This window comes from Fictibacillus arsenicus (assembly GCF_001642935.1).
GTDB classification, from domain to species: domain Bacteria; phylum Bacillota; class Bacilli; order Bacillales; family Fictibacillaceae; genus Fictibacillus; species Fictibacillus arsenicus_B.
This window is the reverse complement of sequence record NZ_CP016761.1, coordinates 733,989-751,270: the sequence shown is the minus strand read 5'-3', so window position 1 is coordinate 751,270 and position 17,282 is coordinate 733,989. Positions and strand designations below refer to the sequence as shown.

Annotated in this window: 16 protein-coding genes and 1 riboswitch; of the genes, 7 read left to right on the top strand and 9 right to left on the bottom strand. The window is 39.8% G+C overall.

Annotation, left to right across the window (positions count from 1 at the left end; genetic code table 11):
* Window positions 1–99: 99 nt before the first annotated feature.
* The 6 genes from ABE41_RS04070 to ABE41_RS04040 form a co-directional block, all read right to left on the bottom strand.
* A complete protein-coding gene (locus ABE41_RS04070) occupies window positions 100–1,446 on the bottom strand; it encodes a TrkH family potassium uptake protein (protein ID WP_301336199.1) in 1,347 nt (448 codons plus the stop codon).
* Window positions 1,447–1,449: 3 nt separating this feature from the next.
* Window positions 1,450–2,106, bottom strand: coding sequence for a potassium channel family protein (locus tag ABE41_RS04065; protein WP_066286770.1), 657 nt, complete (start codon window positions 2,104–2,106; stop codon window positions 1,450–1,452).
* Window positions 2,107–2,243: 137 nt separating this feature from the next.
* Window positions 2,244–2,400: riboswitch (cyclic di-AMP (ydaO/yuaA leader) on the bottom strand.
* A 78-nt stretch (window positions 2,401–2,478) separates the two neighbouring features.
* Complete coding sequence (locus ABE41_RS04060) at window positions 2,479–3,261, bottom strand: undecaprenyl-diphosphate phosphatase (protein ID WP_066286767.1); 783 nt, start codon at window positions 3,259–3,261, stop codon at window positions 2,479–2,481.
* 368 nt (window positions 3,262–3,629) lie between these two features.
* The gene (gene cls / locus ABE41_RS04050) at window positions 3,630–5,141 is read right to left on the bottom strand and encodes a cardiolipin synthase (RefSeq protein WP_083207645.1); all 1,512 of its coding nucleotides are present in this window, start codon (window positions 5,139–5,141) and stop codon (window positions 3,630–3,632) included.
* A 427-nt stretch (window positions 5,142–5,568) separates the two neighbouring features.
* Window positions 5,569–6,723, bottom strand: coding sequence for a stage II sporulation protein P (gene spoIIP, locus ABE41_RS04045; protein WP_253805431.1), 1,155 nt, complete (start codon window positions 6,721–6,723; stop codon window positions 5,569–5,571).
* Window positions 6,724–6,888: 165 nt separating this feature from the next.
* Window positions 6,889–7,356 (bottom strand): MarR family winged helix-turn-helix transcriptional regulator, encoded by a 468-nt coding sequence (locus ABE41_RS04040; protein WP_066286761.1) that lies wholly within the window; start codon window positions 7,354–7,356, stop codon window positions 6,889–6,891.
* 172 nt (window positions 7,357–7,528) lie between these two features.
* Between ABE41_RS04040 and ABE41_RS04035 the strand changes: the two genes are divergently transcribed.
* From ABE41_RS04035 to ABE41_RS04025, 3 genes are read left to right on the top strand one after another with little or no spacing between them, the layout of a single operon-like run.
* Entirely contained in the window at window positions 7,529–8,125 is a 597-nt protein-coding gene (locus ABE41_RS04035; RefSeq protein ID WP_066286759.1) for an ArsR/SmtB family transcription factor, read from the top strand.
* A gap of 1 nt (window position 8,126) precedes the next feature.
* Window positions 8,127–9,371: an MFS transporter gene (locus ABE41_RS04030; protein ID WP_083207644.1), complete on the top strand. Its 1,245-nt coding sequence runs from the start codon at window positions 8,127–8,129 to the stop codon at window positions 9,369–9,371.
* Between the two features lie 12 nt (window positions 9,372–9,383).
* Entirely contained in the window at window positions 9,384–10,373 is a 990-nt protein-coding gene (locus ABE41_RS04025; protein ID WP_083207643.1) for an NAD-dependent epimerase/dehydratase family protein, read from the top strand.
* Window positions 10,374–10,605: 232 nt separating this feature from the next.
* On the opposite strand, the gene ABE41_RS04020 is transcribed toward ABE41_RS04025, so the two are convergent.
* Complete coding sequence (locus tag ABE41_RS04020; RefSeq protein WP_066286756.1) at window positions 10,606–11,244, bottom strand: hypothetical protein; 639 nt, start codon at window positions 11,242–11,244, stop codon at window positions 10,606–10,608.
* 412 nt (window positions 11,245–11,656) lie between these two features.
* On the opposite strand from ABE41_RS04020, the gene ABE41_RS04015 reads away from it, so the two are divergent.
* Both ABE41_RS04015 and ABE41_RS04010 read left to right on the top strand, forming a co-directional pair.
* Complete coding sequence (locus ABE41_RS04015; protein WP_066286755.1) at window positions 11,657–12,196, top strand: histidine phosphatase family protein; 540 nt, start codon at window positions 11,657–11,659, stop codon at window positions 12,194–12,196.
* 89 nt (window positions 12,197–12,285) lie between these two features.
* Entirely contained in the window at window positions 12,286–12,927 is a 642-nt protein-coding gene (locus ABE41_RS04010; protein WP_066286751.1) for a CAP domain-containing protein, read from the top strand.
* A 42-nt stretch (window positions 12,928–12,969) separates the two neighbouring features.
* Here ABE41_RS04010 and ABE41_RS04005 read toward each other — a convergent pair whose 3' ends face one another.
* Window positions 12,970–14,382: a PAS domain-containing sensor histidine kinase gene (locus ABE41_RS04005; protein WP_066286749.1), complete on the bottom strand. Its 1,413-nt coding sequence runs from the start codon at window positions 14,380–14,382 to the stop codon at window positions 12,970–12,972.
* Window positions 14,383–14,832: 450 nt separating this feature from the next.
* Complete coding sequence (locus ABE41_RS04000) at window positions 14,833–15,381, bottom strand: TlpA disulfide reductase family protein (RefSeq protein WP_066286744.1); 549 nt, start codon at window positions 15,379–15,381, stop codon at window positions 14,833–14,835.
* Between the two features lie 227 nt (window positions 15,382–15,608).
* Here ABE41_RS04000 and motA point away from each other — a divergent pair, with 227 nt between their 5' ends.
* Both motA and motB read left to right on the top strand, forming a co-directional pair.
* The gene (motA, locus tag ABE41_RS03995) at window positions 15,609–16,394 is read left to right on the top strand and encodes a flagellar motor stator protein MotA (protein ID WP_066286740.1); all 786 of its coding nucleotides are present in this window, start codon (window positions 15,609–15,611) and stop codon (window positions 16,392–16,394) included.
* A complete protein-coding gene (motB, locus tag ABE41_RS03990; protein WP_066286738.1) occupies window positions 16,387–17,160 on the top strand; it encodes a flagellar motor protein MotB in 774 nt (257 codons plus the stop codon). Before motA ends, motB begins: the two co-directional genes overlap by 8 nt.
* The last annotated feature ends 122 nt before the right edge of the window (window positions 17,161–17,282 follow it).

Genomic DNA, 17,282 nt, shown 5'->3' with positions numbered 1-17,282 from the left:
ATCTTGTTTTAGCATTCCCAACAGAACGCTGTTTATCCCATTTTTAGCCAAAAAAAGCTAACTCTTAAAGGCTATAGCCGCCTTTCGAGTTAGCTTTTTTTATCCGGTGAATACTTCACCATCTGGATATCGAATATTTTCTCTTGTTTGTTTTGCAAGACTAAACGCTAGTGTTAAGGGACCGAGTTTCCCAAAGACCATCACGATACAGATTACAATTTTTCCGATAATGGTCAGATCTGGTGTTAATCCCATACTTAGTCCAACAGTTCCGAATGCAGAGATCACTTCAAACAGAATGATCATAAAGGAATCGCCTTTTTGCACGTATGTTACTACGAACAATGCTGCAAAGATAAATAAAATTGAAATGGTCGTAATTGCTAAGGCACGGTATACAACTGCATTACGAATCGTTCGTTTCATGACAACCGTGTCATCTTTTCCTTTTAAGAACGCACTAACCGTAAACAGAATGACTACGAATGTTGTAAGCTTAATTCCCCCGCCTGTTGAAGTGCTTCCTGCACCGACAAACATCAATAGGATCATTAAAAGGGACGTATCCGGATTAATCGCTGTCATATCGATCGAGTTAAACCCTGCTGTTCTAGGAGATACTCCTTGAAAATATGCTGCCCAAAGCTTTTCAGCTCCGGATAACATGCCTAATGTTTTTGGATTATTAAATTCAAATAGATAGACAAGCAGAACAGCAATAATATTTATCGCAAACGTTGACAGCAGCATTACTTTTGAATGAAGCGAAAGGTCTTTCCATTTCCGGCTTACCCAGAGGTCCACAAGAACGGTGAACCCGATTCCCCCTGTAATAAAAAGCAGAGAGATTACAATGTTAACCATCGGATCACCGACATAACCCATCAATCCATCAGACCAAAGCGCAAAGCCTGCATTATTGTAAGCAGAAATGACGTGGAATACACTGTAATATATCCCTTTACCAAAGCCCATCTCAGGCACCCATCTAAATGATAAAAAGAATACCGCAATGATTTGAATACTGATCGAAAAAACGAATAAGTTACGAACGAGCCTTATCACTCCGCCGATTGAGGGCTGGTTTAGCGCTTCTTGCATCAAAACCCTTTGTTTTACGGAGATCTTTCTCCCCATCATGATTACGACGAGAGATGCAAAGGACATCACACCAAGTCCGCCAACCTGTATTAAAAATAAAATGACGATCTCTCCGAATAGAGTGAACGTCGAACCCGGATCGACTGAAGCCAGCCCGGTTACAGTAGCCGCAGAAGTTGCTATAAATAACGCATCAATCCAGCGCAATGATTCCTCGTGGGCTATTGGCAGTTTTAATAAACAAGCACCTGCTATGATCAAGAACAAAAAAAGTAATGCTAAAAATTGAGGAGGGTTCAATTTTATCGGATTATGCAACCTGGATTTATTGACATGCAGCGCCACTGCTTACACTCCCTCATCCTCAAAGCGGTTCAAGTCTTCATTGCGTCCAATCACCACGAGGACATCTCCATATTGAAGAGATACATCTGCAATCGGAGAGACTAGAATGTCATCACCGCGCTTAATCGCAACGATATTACATCCGAAGCGAGCTCGAACGTCTAAATCTGTCAATGTTTTATTCACTAATTTATCTGTAACACCAATCTCTACAATACTATGTTCATGGGACAGTTCAATAAAGTCGATAATCTTTTCTGAAGAGATAAGCTGAGCAACCCTAAGTGCCATATCGCGTTCTGGGTGAATAATTCGGTCTGCTCCTAGTTTTTCCAATACTTTATGGTGATAGTCATTTTGAGCTTTTACCCATACCTTATTTACACCTGATTCTTTTAATAAAAGAGTTGTTAAGATACTTGCTTGAATATCTTCACCGATCGAGACGATAACATGGTTAAAATTCCTGATCCCAAGCGATTTCATTACCTTTTCATCTGTCGCATTAGCTTGAACGGCTTGAGTGGCAACTGTCGCAAATTCATTGACCTTTTCCATATCATTATCAATCGCGAGTACATCATACCCCATTTTTGCAAACTCCCGGCATATGCTGCCCCCAAAACGGCCTAATCCTATTACTGCAAACTGTTTTTTCATTTTATTTCTCCCCTTAAAATCCATGAAGTTTTCCTTCGTTGTTTTCTAGCCTTGCTGGTTAAGAGGTTCTCAAAAAGCTGTAAAAAACAAAAAAAAGACCACACAAAAAAGCGGGTCCGGTTTTTCACCAATTTGACCTCTCCAGTGACATGACGCTTACGGGGTTAGCTGTCGGATTAGGGAATGGAGTATCCCTTTTTGCTGCTTGCAAAATTCACCCCAAAAGATTGGTTCCCCCGTTTCACAGTCTTCTTAAAATAAAGAAATTGACTGTAAATTCAGCGATCTAAAGCCTGCTAAATTTTGAATTACATATACTGTAATCCTCCGTCTTTTAATTGTCAATCCATTTTTTACGTGTTAACAAACACTTTACATTTTTCCTGAAAATTGCAATCCAAGAACGATTAAACCGATCAGCCACACATAGATTGCAAAGCCTTTTAAAGTACCGGTTTGTAATAATTTAATCATCCATTTTACAGCGATGTATCCGAATAAAGCGGAGGCGATTGTACCGATAAGTAAGGATGAGTAAGCTATGGAAGGTGCTGTTGAAGTAAAAAGATCTTTAGACTGCAGAACCACTCCGCCAGCGATTGACGGAATCGATAAAAGAAAAGAAAAGTAAGCTGCGGCTTTTTTATCAATCTTACAAAACAAGGCTGCCGCAATCGTCAGACCAGAACGCGAAACCGCTGGCAGAATAGCCGCACCCTGAAAGGTACCAATTACAAGAGCATCCCGGATCGTTATCTCCTCTATTCCTTTATAACCGTTTCGTTTAAAAGAATCTGCCCACCAAAGCAACAGCCCTGTTACCAAGAACTCCCATCCAACCGTTATACCGGTTTTTGAAATTTCTTCAAAGAAGTCCTTAAAAGCAAGTCCAATAATAGCCGTTGGAATGGTACCGGCAATAAGTAATATTCCTGTTTTGCTAAATGGCTTTTTTATGACTTGTAGAATATCTTTCCAATAAACCGTCATAACAGCAAGCAATGTACCGATATGAAGCATGCTGTCGAGAAATAGTCCCGCTTCTTCCAGATTGAAGATCTGTCTTCCCAGCAGCAGATGCCCAGTTGAACTTACCGGCAAGAATTCTGTTAATCCTTGTACAATACCTAATATAAGGGCTTCAAGCCAGTCCATAAAAAAATCCCCCTCAATAGATGGTCTCGTACAACCCTATTCTCAAGGAGGACTTTCTATTCTTTTTTTTAGCTATTTACTAAAGGCTCTTATCTAAAAGATTGTTGCTTTAGAGGAATTTTGTTCGATTCTCTTCTTGGACAAGTTGATTGGAGTGCAAGGGGCGAGACTCCTGTGGGACGAGTGGGACAGGTGAGACTCCTAACAGCGCAGAGCGCTAGGAGGCTCGCCGCACACCCCACGGAAAGCGAGCATCCTGGAAAGGAAATCAACCCTTTCAAGAGCAACAATGTTTGCGAAAAGCAGCCTTACTAAAAGATTGTTGTTTTTAAAGCCCTTCATTGACTAGTTATCTGCCACTTTCCTTATTAGAGAACACCAGAGAAAAGGCGGGCGAATGATTCTTTTGTCCTTTCCCATAACCCTCTTTTATAAAATTCTACAGGACGGACCTTTGTTGATTCTTCTATGTCTTCTTCATATTGTTCAACGAGGTCGTTAACTGACTTTGTGTTAAGCAAAAATACGTTTACTTCGAAATTCAGATGGAAGCTTCTCATATCCATATTCGCTGTTCCGATCGATGCAGTATCTCCGTCAATGATGATAACTTTCTGATGCAAAAACCCTTTTTGATACGAATAGATCTCTATACCTGAACGGAGCAGCTCAGGGAAATAAGAACGCGTTGCATATTGAGTTAAAAATCCATCATTGATTTCTGGTACCATCAATCGGACCTGTACTCCTTTTTTTGCAGCTACCCTTAATGCAGTCCGAATAGCTTCATTCGGAACAAAATACGGTGTGGCGATCCAAATTGATTTTTCCGCACATGAGATCAATGAATAATACAAATCACTCATGATTCCCAACTGGGTATCTGGACCACTCGCAACAACATGTACGACCCCATCCCCATCTGCAGGATAGGCTTCCGTTAAATGGGAATCTTCCAGAAGATCTTCTCCACATACATATTCCCAGTCCAACAGGAATATCGCATGCAGAACTTGGACAGCTTCCCCTTCCATCACCATGTGAGTATCGCGCCAAAATCCGATATCAGGGTCTTCTCCTAAATACTCAACTCCAACGTTCAAACCACCAACAAATCCAACCTTGCCGTCAATCACGATAATTTTTCTGTGATTTCTAAAGTTTAGCTTCTGGTTAAAAAATCCGTACCTTACCGGCAGGAAGGCTTCTACGAGAATTCCTGCTTTTTTCATACGGTCCATATCATACTGCTGCAGCGACAAACTGCCTACTCCATCAAATAGGAATCTTACCTTAACACCCTCATTTGCTTTTTTGATTAAAAGATCGATGATATCCTTCCCGAGACGGTCAGAGCGAAAGATATAATATTGAATATGTATGTACTCTTTCGCCTCTTGCAGTCTTCTAATAATTTCGGGAAAAGTTTCTTGCCCGTTCTTCAGTATCTTAGTTCCGGTATGACGATTAATTTTTGTTAATGTGATGTGATGCGCATGCGTGGCAAAGCATTGCTGATGTCTTTTCAAATCACTGAAATCAGGCTTTTCATCTTGTTTCGAAACCCTGATCCATTCATCACGATCATTTTTACGTTTAGACTTGAACAGATGTCCTTTTAGATAAAGCTGTCCTGAATACAGATAAAACATATATCCGATAAAAGGAAATAATATAAGTACGTAAATCCATAAGAGTGTGTGCTGTGCGGTTCTGTTTTCCAGCATTAACGAATAGATCGTATACAAAATCACCGCAATATACAGGAGCCCGAATACCGTTTTAATGATGACATATCCTTCTGCAAAGAACACGATGTATAAACAGATAAGCAATAGTACAGTAAGGAAGAATTCCCAGATTCGTTTCATTCGCTTCATGCAATAGCTCCTTTTTCACATTCTTCTCTTTCTCTTTTTATTCCCCTCCACTGGTAATTAAAACAAGCGTTTCTCTCTTTTTATACCATTTTTAATTAGGATTTGCAGAATTCATGCCTGTTATGAACAAGAAAACTCCCTCTAACGAGTTCTAAGTACTTCTTTCTTAAATTTCGTTCAGTTTCGAAGGATCGAAACTGTTCCCTAATTATACCTTACTGGGTATTAGAGACATCCTGCAGTGGGAATCCACAAATTCAGGAGATTTATCCACGAGTTTTGGCCGTCAATCCAAAAATTTCAAGCTCCAATCCATGAGATTTAGTCATGTATCCACGAGTCGACATACGTCGACAGGCCCTCTCGCTCAAATACCCGCCATATAAAAAGACTCCAGAGAATTCAACACCCTCTAGAGCCTGCAAGTTTATTCAGCTTTCACATCTTTTTGCTTCCAATAGTATTCTGCGACTGCTTCCGCGATCGCTTCAGCACTTCTGTACAATTCATCCATGTTATTATCGACTCCGCCAAATTCGATCAATAGCGCATTTTCATGCATGTCTTGGTTGTACACCCCATTAGTTCCCTCAGATTTATTTTTTCCGATGACTCCCCTGCTTAGGCTGGGGTACTTTTCATTTAGTATTTTGTGAATCTCTTGAGCTGCTGCTTGGTTCTTCTCGTAATTCGGATTCCCTTTACCGATGACAAACAGCACTTTTGCATAAGATTTCCCATCTATCGTGGCTGTGGTGGTCTTCCTGCGTGAAGAATCCCGATGCAGGTCAAAGATTAATTCCAAATCGTTATTGTTTGCCATCGCACTTTCCACAAGAGTCCTCGACATCGGATAGCTCTTGCGGTAATCCGCATTGTTCTTTCTTAGGAACTCAGTCATGTCTGTCATATCAACTGCTGCTCCGATTCCTCTGGATTCAAGCTCTTCACCGAGCTTCTTCCCTACCATCGTGATGTTCACCTTAGAATGAATGGCATGATCAGGGTTTGTCACTCCCTTTAGATGCGGCAAGAATGATTCCCAGCTGTGAGAATGATAAATGTAGGCTACTTTTTTCCCATCCGTTGTTTGTCCTGGAGGATTTTGAGGTTCAGATGGTTCCGGATCCTCGAGCCTTTCGATATCCTTTACTTCCGCATCTTCACCGCTCAAGAGCAGCTCCATCGGCGGCGGTGATTCATAACCGATGTTTGTATAGTCTGTCCCTTCCCCTGCAACAATGATCGTTGAATCATAAAGTGCAAACCCGGGCAGCTCATTTCCAAGCAAGCTTCTAATATCACCAGGCTTAATACTTGTAGAAAGCTCAAGCAAGATACTGGATAAGGCTGGAGGTTCACTCTCTTTCGGCAGTTCCTGTGTGAAATATCGATTTTCCCAGCCTATAAAATATACGAGTGCTTCCCCTGAAAACTCGGTTAACCACTTATGCATGGTGGACGAGCTCAGCCTGTACTTGTGCTCAAAGGATGTGATGAAACTAGTGGCAATGACAATAAAAAGCATGGCTCCAACTAATAAAAGCGGTAAACGTTTCATATTTAATTGCGGGGTAAACATTTGTCGTCCTCCACTTCTTAATTCGTTTCTATCACATCCTATGCACGAAAAATTTCAAATAGAATGAAATCTATGAAAAAATAATAGAGAAAAAATGACGAAGAGGTTTGCCGCTTATAGAAAAGGTTTGCCGCTTATAAATCTACACAAAAAAACCAGCCCTGATCAGCTGGTCTTCGAGGAAAGCACATAATCATCTGTGGCTGGCTGTGTACCGTTAGCAAGCTTTTCATAAATATCTATAAAAGTTCCTAGTTCTTCTGATGACAAATGATTAAGGTAGTCACTGATAGAGTTCACTCTCTCATTTTCAGCTTCTCTCAAAATTTCATGTCCTTCGTCTGTGATTTCAAGATATACAATTCGACGGTCCAGTTCACTTCGGTATCGGCGTACAAAACCACGCTTGTACAATCGATCTGCCCCCACAGTAATTGCACTTGGCTTAACACCCATATATTCGGCTAATTTTGAAACTGTCCACTTATTTCTTACACATAATGTTTTCAAAAGAACAAATTGTGTCTTCGTTAATTCTTTTTCAATCGCAATTTCCGGGTGCAGCCGCTTTGAAACAATGTAATGTACTCTTTCTAACCTCTCCACATAGGATTTTAGATCCTTATCCCCCATACTGTGAACCTCCAGCCTCTAGTTGTAATGCGAATATTATACTAAGATTATACAAGAATTTTCATAACATTTGAACTATTTTTTACAAATAATGTGCAAAACAATTGACGTTTGGCATATTATTACATTATGATACATTCAAATATATTTGAACGTTTTAGGAGTGTTAAACATGCAAGAAATATATCACATTCGTGAGATCGAACAATTAAAGGTAATCAGTGATCCGCTGCGCATTAAAATTCTTTGGGAGATACTTGACGAGGCAAAGACCGGCAAAATGCTTGCCGATATCCTGGAAATACCTGCTCCAAAGATTCATTATCATCTGAAAGAGATGGAACGCGTTGGCTTATTAATTGTGGAAAGAACCGAAGAAAAGAATGGAATTATACAAAAGTTCTACAGACCTGTCGCTCAATCTTTTTCAATTACGGAAATCCTGCCTGATCAGCGTAATGCTGTAAAAGATGAACTTTCTGATGCATTAAAGGAGAATATTCTCGTTTCATTGGATAAAACAAAATCTATGATTAGAAAGCTGGATCCTGAAGTTCTAGCGTACACCGATTCTCCACTCAAATTTGGATATAGGCACGTTAAGCTCTCTCCGGATCAAGTAAAACAGCTTCATGAAAAAGCAAAAGAAATTTCAGAGCTAATTTCGGAATTTAAAAAGAATGAACAGGAAGAAGGTGAAATGTACCACTACTTCATGCTTTCGTTTCCATTAAAAGATACACCTTACCCAGAAGAGGAGATTGATTGAGATGGCACAAGCCACTGCATTAGCTGAACATAAATTAGAATCGCTTTTTAAACAGCGTTCCTTTTTGTTTATTTGGGCAATAACCATTTGTTCTTCTTTCTCTATCGCAATTTTTCAATTTTCACAAAGCTGGTACGTAGTTAAAACTCTTGATAAAGAAGCATCATTGGGAATCGTTTTTATAGCTGCAAACGTACCTCGTATTTTATTTATGGCGATCGGAGGTGTTTTAGCAGATAGGATCAGCAGGACAAAAATCTTATACGCAGCAAATTTTCTAAGAACGATTGTGCTGTGCAGTCTGCTCGTCATGCTGGCAACAGGGCATCTATCCCTCTTGTCTTTTATCATTTTCGGTTTTCTATTCGGTGCCTTGGATGCTTTTGTATGGCCGGCAAATGGCTCCCTGCTGCCAAATGTCGTTGATAACTCTCAGTTAACACGTGCTAATTCGGTAATCCAAACTACACAGCAAAGCTCGCTTATACTTGGACCGATGATCGGCGGATTGCTCGTTGCCTCAAGCGGCGGCTATATGCTCTCCTTTGGTGTACCAGCAGTCATGTTACTGATCTCAGCGATCCTTGCCTATTTATTAAATATTCCCGCTTCTGAAAGTTCAGGAACAAAGAAGCCAGGTATGTGGCAGTCCATTATGGAAGGAATCGATGTTGTAAAACAGTCTTCTTTTCTAAAAGCTTTATTTTTAAGCACCATCTTTCTTAACGTTTTTGTTGTAGGTCCGTTAATGATGGGGCTTCCTATTTTCGTTAAGAATATCCTCGACGGCAGTGCACTTGATTTTAGTTTCATTGAAGGCTCTATGGCTGCAGGGATGCTCATCAGTTCAGTTATTATCGGTATTCTTAACATCAAAAAAAGAAGAGGCTTAATGGTTACCTTCTCTTTGTTTACAATGAACATTTTCTTTTTCTGGTTTAGCCAGAGCTCTTCACTATATGTTTGTATGATGGCGATCTTTTTTATCGGGGTTACCTTCCCTGCGACCAATATTCCTCTCATCTCAGCGGTTCAGTCTTCTGTAGATAAAAAGCTGCTTGGAAGGCTGATGGGACTTTTAACTATGGCAAGCATGGGGCTTGCCCCCTTATCTCTAGCTGTTACTTCCATGCTGATCTCATACGGTTTTACAATTGATAACATTATGGCTGGCGGAGCACTCTCTTTAATTATTGTTAACACGATAATCATGTGGAAACTTCCTGCATTAAGAAAAATGGAATAGGCGGTGTACTTGATGAAAGTATTGATCATTGGCGGAACACGTTTTTTAGGCAGGCACTTGGCGGAATCTTTTTTAAAAAATAAACATGAAGTCACTTTGTTTCATAGAGGAAAAACCGCAGCCCCTGGTTTTTTTCAAGGAGTAGAAGAAATTATCGGAGACCGTGAACACGATCTTTCCCTTCTAGAAAATAAAAACTGGGACGCAGTACTAGATACTTGCGGGTATTTTCCGAGACAAGTAAGGAAAACTGCAGAAGCACTTCATCACAATGTTTCTTCTTATATATTTGTGTCATCTGTATCCGTATATGAAGATCAATCTGTCCGTTATTTAACAGAAGAAGCTAAAACAGCTGTCCTAAAAGATCCGGACACAACTGAAATGGGTGAAAATTATGGGGCATTGAAAGCTGCTTGCGAAAAAGAAGTCCTAAACGTATTTGGCGAAAATGCATTGATCATTCGTCCTGGATTGATTGTTGGTCCTCATGATTATACCGACCGCTTTACCTATTGGCCACACAGGGGGACGCGCGGCGGAGAAATTCTTGTACCAGAAATGAAAGATCCGACAATTCGTTTTATAGATGCACGAGATTTGGCGGATTGGACAGTACGTATGGCAGAAAATCAGGAAAATGGTGTGTATCAAGCGGTTGGCGGTTGTTATAACTTTAATCATTTCGTTCAAAAGTGTATCACTGATCAAAACGATGCAAGCATTGTGCCTGTTCCAGAATCTTTTTTATTGGAAGAAAAAGTAGGAGAATGGGTTGAGATGCCCCTTTGGATCGCAAGTGAGGAATATCGGGGACTTGATTACGCTGATGACTCTAAAGCCATAAATAAAGGACTCGTTTTTCGTCCAATGGAAGAAACTATTCAGGATACAGCTGCTTGGTCACGATCAAGAGATATAGATTCTGACCAATGGAAAGCCGGGTTACATCCTGATAAAGAGGCCACCTTACTGAAGAAGTGGAAGCAAAAAGTGGAGTAAAAAAATAAGCTGGCACAGGAGGATTTCCATCCTAAATGAGCCGGCTTTTTTTAATGAAGTAAAAAATACATGAATGCCCATGGCACTTGTCCATACCATTTGTATCTTCAGGACATATAGTAGGATTGTGAGATACAAATCTCTCCTGCTGACAAGAAGTCAGCAGAGCAATTCCCTACCCCCATTTCTTCATCATGCGTTCGGTTTTCTTTACCATAATCCTTTTTTAGGATTATGGCTTTTTTATTGAAAATGGAGAGCGTGTTTCGTTAAATTGCAGATATTTATTTAAGTGGCCGGGAAGCTCTCCTTTTTGGAATACATACTGAATATCTGATAAAGGAATCTCCAAACGTGCCAGTGCAGGGTATAGCGGCAAGATTTCTTTTGGTTCATAGGAATGATGATAGCTGTTGACCGCCTCATTTGTTTCCTTCTCAACTGAAATTCGATATGCATGGATTTCTTGAATCTGCTGAACCATCATTAAGTACTCCGCCTTCAGCCGTTCTAATTGATCGATTTTTTTCTCCATACTGCCTTTCGCAGCATCGAGCTCACGATCTCGGGATGTGTAAACCGTTTTTATGTATTCTGAAAGCCTGTCATCTCTATTCTCTTTTAACTCATCTAAATGATCCATGGCCTCACGTTCTTTTTCCATCGCTGCAAGATAACTTTTTTTTGCTTCCGTTAAATGTTCCATCGTAACTTTTGTATTCCTTGCACCATACTCATTCAATAAACCTTCATATTCAGTAGAAGCCCATTCTTTCTGTTTATTCAGCTGCTGCCACTTTTCTTGTGCACGGGCTATAGCATCATCGTATTCTTTTTTCATTTGTTTAAAATGATTTAATTCAGGATACATAACAATCTCCCTTCGTCTTTCACCATTATAGTATTCGGGAAGGAATCAGGTTTAACGTCTCGAATGAAAAAATAAGGGTCTTATCCAAAGGCTGTTTTCGTAATCAATGTTGCCCTTTGTAGATGTTGATTTCCGCTCCAGGATGCTCGCTTTCCACGGGGCGTGCGGTGAGCCACCTCGCGCTTTGCGCCATTAGGAGTCTCACCTGTCCCGCTAATCCCGTAGGAGTCTCGCACCTTGCTCTCTCATCAACTAGTCAAAGAATCCTACTCAACAAAAAATGTTGAAATGAGCCTATCCAAAAGATTGTGGCTTTTTTCATCCTGCAGCGGAAATCAACCACTTACAAGAGCAACAAAGATTGCCAAACAGCCCCCCAAAAAAACAACATCTATATAAGTGAGGATATGTAATGAAAATTATAGCTGTTAGACATTGTAAGGCAACAGGACAAGAAATTGAAGCGCCATTAACGGAAGAAGGCTTGCAGCAAGCAAAGGAACTTGCACGTTTTCTTAAAGGATATCAATTCGACTGTGTAATATCGAGTCCTTTCAAGAGAGCTGCAGATACCATAAAACCATACGCCGAATTAACTCATACCAAAATTAAAACGGATGACCGGTTATCCGAGCGTATCCTTTCCACTCAAACAGATCCAGATTGGGATTGGAGATCTCATTTAAAACGGACATATAATGAAGAACATTTAAAGTTTCCTGGCGGAGAATCTACATTTGAAGCAAAACAGAGAATTCAGTCACTCATACATGAACTAAAGGATGCCGGCCATAATTCTGTATTGCTTGTAACACATGGAAACTTAATGAGTTTATTAATTAATTTATACGAGCCGTCCTTTGGATTTAAAGAATGGGAACTCTTAAATAACCCTGATGTATTCATGATTGATGTTCAAAATAATGATGTAACCAACTTGTGGGTCAAATAAACTGGTACATAATTCCAGACCCCCAGCCCTCCTACAAAAGTCCCGAAACATGTACACGTAAGATAATTTATTAGGAGGGGAAACATCTTATGAAAAAATTAGTAGTAGCATCAGTATTGGGCGCTTCCCTATTCGGCGCAAACGCAGGAATCTCAGAAGCGGCATCTACATGCCCATTTGCTTCTTTAAATAATAATCAGCAGCAAGCACAAGCTGCACCAGCTCCACAACAACAAGAGCAACAAGCTGCACCGGCTCCGGCACCGGCTCCAGCTCCGGCTCCAGCACCTCAGCAAGAGCAGACTAAAGCTCCAGCTGAAGAAGCACCAAAAGCTGAAACAAGTGCAGAACTTACTGCAGATGAGCAGCAAATGCTTAATCTTGTAAACCAAGAACGTGAAAAGCAAGGTTTACCAGCATTAAAAGCTGATCCAGAATTAACAAAAGTAGCTCGTGTTAAAGCAAAAGACATGATCGACAACAACTATTTCGATCACAACTCACCTACTTATGGTTCTCCATTTGATATGTTGAAGCAGTTTGGTGTGGAATATAAGACAGCTGGCGAAAACCTAGCAGGAAACTCTTCTGTTGATGGTGCTCACACTAGCTTAATGAACTCTCAAGGTCACCGTGAAAACATCTTAAAATCTGACTACACAAACGTTGGTATCGGTGTAGTTGACGGTGGACAATATGGTAAAATGTTCGTTCAATTATTCAAAGGGTAATATACTCTGATACAAAAAGCTTTCCCGATTCGGGAAAGCTTTTTAATTTTGCTGATTTATAGGCAAAGAGATAATAAATTTTGTTCCGATCCCTTTTTCGCTCTGCACATCAAGCTTGCCGTTATGATGTTTAATAATGTTATTGCTGACCATTAAACCTAGCCCTGTTCCTTCATCCTTAGTTGTGAAAAAGGGTTTTCCGATCTTTTTTAAAACCGATTCTTCCATACCGCATCCGTAATCACATATTTTTATCTGAACATATTCTGAATCCGGGCACATCTTTATTGTCACATCTACTTTATTCCCTATCGAAGAAGCTTCAATTGCGTTTTTAATAAAGTTGATAAAAACTTGTTTTAATTGCATTGAATCACAAAATAAAAGCGGGATTCCATCTTCGAATTCAGTTAAGATCTCGATGTTCTTCATTATGGCCTGTGTGTTCAATAGATCAACTGTATCTTTTATAATCGCCTTAATACAAGTCAATTCAAAGTTTTGTGAATTGCTTTTGGATAAAACCAAAAATTCCTTGATGATATGTTCAATCCTATCAACCTCAGATAAAATAATGGATAAATACTGATTAAAATCATCCGTTTGATTTTGGATAAGCTGAACAAATCCCTTTAAGGAAGTTAATGGATTACGAATCTCATGAGCCACCCCTGCCGCAAGTTCTCCCACAACATTTAGTGTTTCTGCTTTCAAGAGTTTTTGTTCTGTTAATTTTTGATCTGTAACGTCTTTAAGAATCGTCACATGCAAAAAATCGACCATATCTTTTTCACAAGAGTATTCTATCTCTTTAAAATAACCTCCAGGCGTTCTATACCGAAACTCCCCTGAGATTTTTTTGCCGTGCATAACCTCTCCCCATTTTTTTTGGATAACATCTCTGCCATTCTCCATAAAAAAGGTCTCGGCATTCTTTCCTATCAATTCTTCTCTGGATAGTTCCAATAACTCACAAGCTCTTTCGTTTACTTCTGCGATTTCCATATTTGAACGGCATAAAATAATTGCCTCAAGTGCATGATTAAACAACTGTTTAAATTTATTATCACGAATACTCTCAGACTGATCTCTTAAAGATACCATGTAAGAAGTGCCAATAACTCGATTCTCACCTGAAACAGGATACAATGTAGTGCGGACTGTATGAGCTGCTACTTCTATATCTGCTGTCTGCGTTTCTCCTGAGAAAGCTTTTTCTATTTGAGGCGTCCAGCTTGATACTAGTTCTTTTGAATGCAGTTCATAAAGCTTGGTCCCGGGTACTGGTTTATCGGAAACTCCAAGAGCATCATACATCGCACCAGAAGAATGAGTAAATATATAATCACCTTTGTCTTCTCTTTTCAGTCCAAATAGATGGATGGGGCAATGTGAAAGTGTACTTTGAAAATCTGCAATACGTTTTATATCAATTTCTTCATATTGCTTGTTCATTAAGCAGTCCCCTTCTCTTACATAATCTGTTACGGGCTTTAATTGCAATCAATAGTCCTGACAATCAGTAAGTTCCACTAATACCTAAATTCGACAAAAAGAACATCTTCCCTATTGGTCAACTTTCCCATTTTTTCAGAAAGAGGATACGGGTCTTTAGAATTACTTTTTTAATTGAAACTTTAACAATTAAAATGGCTTATTTCTAAAAGATTGTTGCTTTGGAATATTTTTTGTGGAGTACGCTTCTCTGACTAGGTGATTGGAGCGCAAGGTGCGAGACTCCTGGGGATTAGCGGGACAGGTGAGACCCCGGCAGGCTTATAGAGCCTAGGTGGCTCACCGCACGCCCCGCGGAAAGCGAGCATCCTGGAGCGGAAATCAACAACTCCTAAAATCAAATAAAAAACCTATGTCACTATTCGACAAAGGTTTTAAACATCACTTCATTTAATTCATCTTCTTTATTTCATTCTCCATTAGTTCATAGTCCATCGGTCCTATATGCATTTTCGTGATGGTTCCTTCTTTGTCAATAAAATAGCTAGTCGGAATTGAGACCGCTCTGAACTGTTTTCCAGTTGTGTTTTTTTCATCGAGCGGAACCGGAAAAGCAAGTTCATATTCTTTTACAAAATCCCTGACTTTCTCCGGTTTTGTCTCAGAGTATTCCAGGTTAACCGCGAGGATCTCTACATCCTTCTGTTTATAATCTTGATAAAACTTCTGCATCTCAGGCATTTCTTCACGGCATGGCGGACACCACGTTGCCCAGAAATTTAATATTACTTTTTTTCCCCTATATTCTTTAAGTGAGATTTGTTTTCCATCGAGTGAATGAAGGGTAAAATCAGGCGCCATACTTCCTGGTTTTAAACCGGTATTTTGTGCAGCTGGTGTCTGCTTTTTCGCCTCTTCATTTTCTTTTTGTGATGTATATAATGCAAGACCAATTAAACCTGCAAATATAAGTGTGAGAATAACAGGCTTGAGCTTCAACTAAATTCCTCTTTTCACATCATTTTATCAACTTTCATCATATCAAAGATAGGCAGCAGTTGTCTTTTGCAGGTGCCGCTTTACTAAACATTTGTTTAAAATTTATTGCCTGATTGTGTTTTTTCCATCATTTATCATTAAGTTTCCCCTTATCTTTCCGATATAAAAGAATATCTGGCATACACGAAATTAGCTACAGAAATAAAAGATAAAGTGGGGAACATCTTATGGATCGCTCAAGTTTAATAGGGGTTATTCTTGGAATTATTGCAATCGGAGTCGGGATGGTATTAAAAGGTGTCAGTCCGGTTTCTTTACTCAATCCTGCAGCACTGTTAATTATTTTTGCTGGTACTGCTGCAGCCATTCTAATTGCATTTCCTATGAGTGAAATAAAAAAAATACCAGCATTGTTTAAAGTGCTTTTTCAAGAACAGAAACTCATTGATATGAAGGACCTTGTGACGATCTTTATCGAATGGGCTACAATCGCCAGAAAAGAAGGTCTTCTTGCCCTTGAACCTAAAGCAGAAGAAGTAGATGATCCATTTTTACAGCAAGGAATCAAAATGATTGTTGACGGCCAGCCTCCTGAATTTATAAAAGATGTGCTATTAAAAGACTTGGAAACAATGGAAGAACGTCATGCATCTAACGCCACAATCTTCACACAAGCTGGTACTTATGCTCCTACTCTTGGTGTATTGGGAGCAGTTGTTGGACTTGTTGCTGCATTAAGCAATATGGCAGACATCGTTGCACTAGGCTCCGCGATTTCAGCAGCATTCATCGCAACATTGTTCGGGATCTTTACCGGTTATGTACTTTGGCATCCATTCGCCAATAAATTAAAACGCAAATCAAAGAAAGAAGTCATGATTAAAGAAATTATGATTGAAGGATTATTATCCATTCAAGATGGCACATCACCAAAGATTTTAGAAGAAAAGCTGTTAACGTATATTCCGACTAGTGAACGCGACCAATATAAAGCGGGTGGTACAGTTGGCTAAAAAGAAGAAGCATCATGAAGATCATGTAGATGAGTCATGGCTCATACCCTATGCTGACATGCTCACACTGCTTTTAGCTCTATTTATTGTTCTATTTGCAATGAGTGAGATTGATGCCCAAAAGTTTAAGCAAATGGCAAGTGCATTCCGAAATGAATTCACAAGCGGTACGGGTGTAATGGAGGAACAGGCGCCAATCCCTACTCCAGATTCAACGCCGATTCCTGAAACGCAAAAAGAAATCATATCTAAGGAAGAAAAAGAACGTCTCGAGGAAGCTAAAAAAGAACTTGAAGCTCTAGAAAACTTAGAAAAAAGAATTAATGCATTCATTCAGGCTAACAATCTTACAACAAGCCTCCAAACGCAGCTAACGGAAAACGGTCTTTTGATCACCATTCTAGATAATGCCCTGTTTGATTCCGGAAGTGCAACAGTTAAGCCTGGGTCTAGAGAAATCGGCAAGAAGCTTTCTGATCTCCTTGTTACGAACCCTCCGCGCAATATTGTAATTGCAGGACATACTGACAATGTACCGATCAGTACAGCTAATTTCCAGTCCAACTGGGAACTGAGCGCATTCCGCGGAATTAATTTTATGCGAGTTCTGCTTGAGAATCCCGCGTTAAAACCAAATCAAGTAAGTGCAAGCGGCTATGGCGAATACCGGCCGAAAGCTGATAATAAAACGGCTGAAGGCAGAGCGAAGAACCGCCGAGTAGAAGTTTTGATTCTTCCGAACGTAAGCTTGCAGGCAGTGAAATAATACTCAGGTTAACTTGTAAATCTGAGTTTCGCTCGTAAATTTCGAGAACCGCTCATAAATCTCGAGAAACGCTCATAAATCCTGAGAACCGCTCGTAAATCTTGAGAACCGCTCATAAATCT

Coding starts and splice junctions, on each gene's coding strand:
- ABE41_RS04065 (WP_066286770.1), bottom strand. CDS start 2,106: ATGAAAAAACAGTTTGCAGTAATAGGATTAGGCCGTTTTGGGGGCAGC.
- ABE41_RS04060 (WP_066286767.1), bottom strand. CDS start 3,261: ATGGACTGGCTTGAAGCCCTTATATTAGGTATTGTACAAGGATTAACA.
- cls (WP_083207645.1), bottom strand. CDS start 5,141: ATGAAGCGAATGAAACGAATCTGGGAATTCTTCCTTACTGTACTATTG.
- spoIIP (WP_253805431.1), bottom strand. CDS start 6,723: ATGTTTACCCCGCAATTAAATATGAAACGTTTACCGCTTTTATTAGTT.
- ABE41_RS04040 (WP_066286761.1), bottom strand. CDS start 7,356: ATGGGGGATAAGGATCTAAAATCCTATGTGGAGAGGTTAGAAAGAGTA.
- ABE41_RS04035 (WP_066286759.1), top strand. CDS start 7,529: ATGCAAGAAATATATCACATTCGTGAGATCGAACAATTAAAGGTAATC.
- ABE41_RS04030 (WP_083207644.1), top strand. CDS start 8,127: ATGGCACAAGCCACTGCATTAGCTGAACATAAATTAGAATCGCTTTTT.
- ABE41_RS04025 (WP_083207643.1), top strand. CDS start 9,384: ATGAAAGTATTGATCATTGGCGGAACACGTTTTTTAGGCAGGCACTTG.
- ABE41_RS04020 (WP_066286756.1), bottom strand. CDS start 11,244: ATGTATCCTGAATTAAATCATTTTAAACAAATGAAAAAAGAATACGAT.
- ABE41_RS04015 (WP_066286755.1), top strand. CDS start 11,657: ATGAAAATTATAGCTGTTAGACATTGTAAGGCAACAGGACAAGAAATT.
- ABE41_RS04010 (WP_066286751.1), top strand. CDS start 12,286: ATGAAAAAATTAGTAGTAGCATCAGTATTGGGCGCTTCCCTATTCGGC.
- ABE41_RS04005 (WP_066286749.1), bottom strand. CDS start 14,382: ATGAACAAGCAATATGAAGAAATTGATATAAAACGTATTGCAGATTTT.
- motA (WP_066286740.1), top strand. CDS start 15,609: ATGGATCGCTCAAGTTTAATAGGGGTTATTCTTGGAATTATTGCAATC.